Annotated in this window: 2 tRNA genes and 3 rRNA genes; all 5 read right to left on the bottom strand. The window is 52.1% G+C overall.

Annotated elements, in window-relative coordinates:
• Positions 1-204: 204 nt before the first annotated feature.
• Positions 205-277: transfer RNA gene (locus ACFVTM_RS23145), tRNA-Thr, on the bottom strand.
• Positions 278-279: 2 nt separating this feature from the next.
• Positions 280-354, bottom strand: a tRNA-Asn gene (locus ACFVTM_RS23140).
• 9 nt (positions 355-363) lie between these two features.
• Positions 364-479, bottom strand: a 5S ribosomal RNA gene (gene rrf, locus ACFVTM_RS23135).
• Between the two features lie 50 nt (positions 480-529).
• Positions 530-3,459: ribosomal RNA gene (locus tag ACFVTM_RS23130) — 23S ribosomal RNA — on the bottom strand.
• 175 nt (positions 3,460-3,634) lie between these two features.
• Positions 3,635-5,184 (bottom strand): 16S ribosomal RNA (locus ACFVTM_RS23125).
• The 16S, 23S and 5S rRNA genes sit together here with 2 tRNA genes alongside, the layout of an rRNA operon.
• Positions 5,185-5,324: the final 140 nt, after the last annotated feature.

Genomic DNA, 5,324 nt, shown 5'->3' with positions numbered 1-5,324 from the left:
TATCAAGGTTTTGATAAAAGTCAATACCGTTTAACAATTAATTATGTTAATCTCTTTTGCATCCTTGAAGAAAGGCTTCATCAGAAGACGCGCTAAATACCTATACCTTAACTGGTACAATCAGCAACAGATATTTACTGAACTAAACAAAAAATAACAGTTCCATAACGCGCGGAAACTGCTTCAGATCAACGTATTTAGATAAGCTTCCAAGCGGGCTCGAACCGCTGACCTCTTCCTTACCATGGAAGTGCTCTACCTGCTGAGCTATGGAAGCAATGGCTCCGCAGGTAGGACTCGAACCTACGACCGATCGGTTAACAGCCGATAGCTCTACCACTGAGCTACTGCGGAATGAAGTCTGCCTAGCGATGTCCTACTCTCACAGGGGGAAGCCCCCAACTACCATCGGCGCTAAAGAGCTTAACTTCCGTGTTCGGTATGGGAACGGGTGTGACCTCTTCGCTATCGCCACCAAACCATTGAGAGTGTTCTCTCAAAACTAGATAACAGTAAGCATACATTCAAATTGGTTAAGTCCTCGATCGATTAGTATCTGTCAGCTCCATGTGTCGCCACACTTCCACCTCAGACCTATCAACCTGATCATCTTTCAGGGATCTTACTTCCTTGCGGAATGGGAAATCTCATCTTGAGGGGGGCTTCATGCTTAGATGCTTTCAGCACTTATCCCGTCCGCACATAGCTACCCAGCGATGCCCTTGGCAGAACAACTGGTACACCAGCGGTGCGTCCATCCCGGTCCTCTCGTACTAAGGACAGCTCCTCTCAAATTTCCTGCGCCCGCGACGGATAGGGACCGAACTGTCTCACGACGTTCTGAACCCAGCTCGCGTACCGCTTTAATGGGCGAACAGCCCAACCCTTGGGACCGACTACAGCCCCAGGATGCGATGAGCCGACATCGAGGTGCCAAACCTCCCCGTCGATGTGGACTCTTGGGGGAGATAAGCCTGTTATCCCCGGGGTAGCTTTTATCCGTTGAGCGATGGCCCTTCCATGCGGAACCACCGGATCACTAAGCCCGACTTTCGTCCCTGCTCGACTTGTAGGTCTCGCAGTCAAGCTCCCTTGTGCCTTTACACTCTACGAATGATTTCCAACCATTCTGAGGGAACCTTTGGGCGCCTCCGTTACTTTTTAGGAGGCGACCGCCCCAGTCAAACTGCCCACCTGACACTGTCTCCCACCCCGATAAGGGCCGCGGGTTAGAATTTCAATACAGCCAGGGTAGTATCCCACCGACGCCTCCACCGAAGCTAGCGCTCCGGCTTCTCAGGCTCCTACCTATCCTGTACAAGCTGTACCAACATTCAATATCAGGCTGCAGTAAAGCTCCACGGGGTCTTTCCGTCCTGTCGCGGGTAACCTGCATCTTCACAGGTACTATAATTTCACCGAGTCTCTCGTTGAGACAGTGCCCAGATCGTTGCGCCTTTCGTGCGGGTCGGAACTTACCCGACAAGGAATTTCGCTACCTTAGGACCGTTATAGTTACGGCCGCCGTTTACTGGGGCTTCAATTCGCACCTTCGCTTACGCTAAGCGCTCCTCTTAACCTTCCAGCACCGGGCAGGCGTCAGCCCCTATACTTCGCCTTACGGCTTCGCAGAGACCTGTGTTTTTGCTAAACAGTCGCCTGGGCCTATTCACTGCGGCTCTCTCGGGCTTGCACCCTAACAGAGCACCCCTTCTCCCGAAGTTACGGGGTCATTTTGCCGAGTTCCTTAACGAGAGTTCTCTCGATCACCTTAGGATTCTCTCCTCGCCTACCTGTGTCGGTTTGCGGTACGGGCACCTCTCACCTCGCTAGAGGCTTTTCTTGGCAGTGTGGAATCAGGAACTTCGCTACTATAATTCGCTCGCCATCACAGCTCAGCCTTCACGGGAAACGGATTTGCCTATTTCCCAGCCTAACTGCTTGGACGCGGATATCCAATACCGCGCTTACCCTATCCTCCTGCGTCCCCCCATTGCTCAAATGGTGAGGAGGTGGTACAGGAATATCAACCTGTTGTCCATCGCCTACGCCTTTCGGCCTCGGCTTAGGTCCCGACTAACCCTGAGCGGACGAGCCTTCCTCAGGAAACCTTAGGCATTCGGTGGAGGGGATTCTCACCCCTCTTTCGCTACTCATACCGGCATTCTCACTTCTAAGCGCTCCACAAGTCCTTCCGGTCTTGCTTCACAGCCCTTAGAACGCTCTCCTACCACTGTTCGAAGAACAGTCCGCAGCTTCGGTGATACGTTTAGCCCCGGTACATTTTCGGCGCAGAGTCACTCGACCAGTGAGCTATTACGCACTCTTTAAATGGTGGCTGCTTCTAAGCCAACATCCTGGTTGTCTAAGCAACTCCACATCCTTTTCCACTTAACGTATACTTTGGGACCTTAGCTGGCGGTCTGGGCTGTTTCCCTTTCGACTACGGATCTTATCACTCGCAGTCTGACTCCCAAGGATAAGTCTTTGGCATTCGGAGTTTGACTGAATTCGGTAACCCGGTAGGGGCCCCTAGTCCAATCAGTGCTCTACCTCCAAGACTCTTACCTTGAGGCTAGCCCTAAAGCTATTTCGGAGAGAACCAGCTATCTCCAGGTTCGATTGGCATTTCACCCCTACCCACACCTCATCCCCGCACTTTTCAACGTGCGTGGGTTCGGGCCTCCATTCAGTGTTACCTGAACTTCACCCTGGACATGGGTAGATCACCTGGTTTCGGGTCTACGACCACGTACTCAATTCGCCCTATTCAGACTCGCTTTCGCTGCGGCTCCGCATCTTCTGCTTAACCTTGCACGGGATCGTAACTCGCCGGTTCATTCTACAAAAGGCACGCCATCACCCGTTAACGGGCTCTGACTACTTGTAGGCACACGGTTTCAGGATCTCTTTCACTCCCCTTCCGGGGTGCTTTTCACCTTTCCCTCACGGTACTGGTTCACTATCGGTCACTAGGGAGTATTTAGCCTTGGGAGATGGTCCTCCCGGATTCCGACGGAATTTCACGTGTTCCGCCGTACTCAGGATCCACTCAGGAGAGAACGAAGTTTTGACTACAGGGCTGTTACCTCCTATGGCGGGCCTTTCCAGACCTCTTCATCTACCTCGTTCCTTTGTAACTCCGTACAGAGTGTCCTACAACCCCAAGAGGCAAGCCTCTTGGTTTGGGCTAGTCCCGTTTCGCTCGCCGCTACTCAGGGAATCGCATTTGCTTTCTCTTCCTCCGGGTACTTAGATGTTTCAGTTCCCCGGGTCTGCCTTCTCATATCCTATGTATTCAGATATGGATACCACTCCATTACGAGTGGTGGGTTTCCCCATTCGGAAATCTCCGGATCAAAGCTTGCTTACAGCTCCCCGAAGCATATCGGTGTTCGTCCCGTCCTTCATCGGCTCCTAGTGCCAAGGCATCCACCGTGCGCCCTTTCTAACTTAACCGTTAAAAAGAATCACTACGTGATATCTTGCATTACTAATTGAATGTGAATTACTTCTGTTATCTAGTTTTCAAAGAACAACATCTCGAAGAATCGAATGATCCTTCAAAACTAAACAAGACAGGGAACGTTCTGTTTATAAGACCCAAGGTCTTATATTCCGTTAAAATCCTTAGAAAGGAGGTGATCCAGCCGCACCTTCCGATACGGCTACCTTGTTACGACTTCACCCCAATCATCTGTCCCACCTTCGGCGGCTGGCTCCTAAAAGGTTACCTCACCGACTTCGGGTGTTACAAACTCTCGTGGTGTGACGGGCGGTGTGTACAAGGCCCGGGAACGTATTCACCGCGGCATGCTGATCCGCGATTACTAGCGATTCCAGCTTCACGCAGTCGAGTTGCAGACTGCGATCCGAACTGAGAACAGATTTGTGGGATTGGCTTAACCTCGCGGTTTCGCTGCCCTTTGTTCTGTCCATTGTAGCACGTGTGTAGCCCAGGTCATAAGGGGCATGATGATTTGACGTCATCCCCACCTTCCTCCGGTTTGTCACCGGCAGTCACCTTAGAGTGCCCAACTGAATGCTGGCAACTAAGATCAAGGGTTGCGCTCGTTGCGGGACTTAACCCAACATCTCACGACACGAGCTGACGACAACCATGCACCACCTGTCACTCTGCCCCCGAAGGGGACGCCCTATCTCTAGGGTTGTCAGAGGATGTCAAGACCTGGTAAGGTTCTTCGCGTTGCTTCGAATTAAACCACATGCTCCACCGCTTGTGCGGGCCCCCGTCAATTCCTTTGAGTTTCAGTCTTGCGACCGTACTCCCCAGGCGGAGTGCTTAATGCGTTAGCTGCAGCACTAAAGGGCGGAAACCCTCTAACACTTAGCACTCATCGTTTACGGCGTGGACTACCAGGGTATCTAATCCTGTTTGCTCCCCACGCTTTCGCGCCTCAGCGTCAGTTACAGACCAGAGAGTCGCCTTCGCCACTGGTGTTCCTCCACATCTCTACGCATTTCACCGCTACACGTGGAATTCCACTCTCCTCTTCTGCACTCAAGTTCCCCAGTTTCCAATGACCCTCCCCGGTTGAGCCGGGGGCTTTCACATCAGACTTAAGAAACCGCCTGCGAGCCCTTTACGCCCAATAATTCCGGACAACGCTTGCCACCTACGTATTACCGCGGCTGCTGGCACGTAGTTAGCCGTGGCTTTCTGGTTAGGTACCGTCAAGGTGCCGCCCTATTTGAACGGCACTTGTTCTTCCCTAACAACAGAGCTTTACGATCCGAAAACCTTCATCACTCACGCGGCGTTGCTCCGTCAGACTTTCGTCCATTGCGGAAGATTCCCTACTGCTGCCTCCCGTAGGAGTCTGGGCCGTGTCTCAGTCCCAGTGTGGCCGATCACCCTCTCAGGTCGGCTACGCATCGTTGCCTTGGTGAGCCGTTACCTCACCAACTAGCTAATGCGCCGCGGGTCCATCTGTAAGTGGTAGCCGAAGCCACCTTTTATGTTTGAACCATGCGGTTCAAACAAGCATCCGGTATTAGCCCCGGTTTCCCGGAGTTATCCCAGTCTTACAGGCAGGTTACCCACGTGTTACTCACCCGTCCGCCGCTAACATCAGGGAGCAAGCTCCCATCTGTCCGCTCGACTTGCATGTATTAGGCACGCCGCCAGCGTTCGTCCTGAGCCAGGATCAAACTCTCCGATAAAGTAGTTTGACTGACTACGCACATCGCTGTGCGATTTATTTAAAACTTTGAATTAACAGGTACGTTTTGTCTTGTTTAGTTTTCAAAGATCATTATAATGGAGCGGGTGATGAGAATCGAACTCACGACATCAGCTTGGA

Origin of the sequence: Arthrobacter sp. NPDC058130, assembly GCF_042884475.1 — a bacterium.
Taxonomy (GTDB): Bacteria; Actinomycetota; Actinomycetes; order Actinomycetales; family Micrococcaceae; genus Arthrobacter.
The sequence above is the reverse complement of the archived record's forward strand: the minus strand, read 5'-3'. Positions and strand labels throughout refer to the sequence as shown.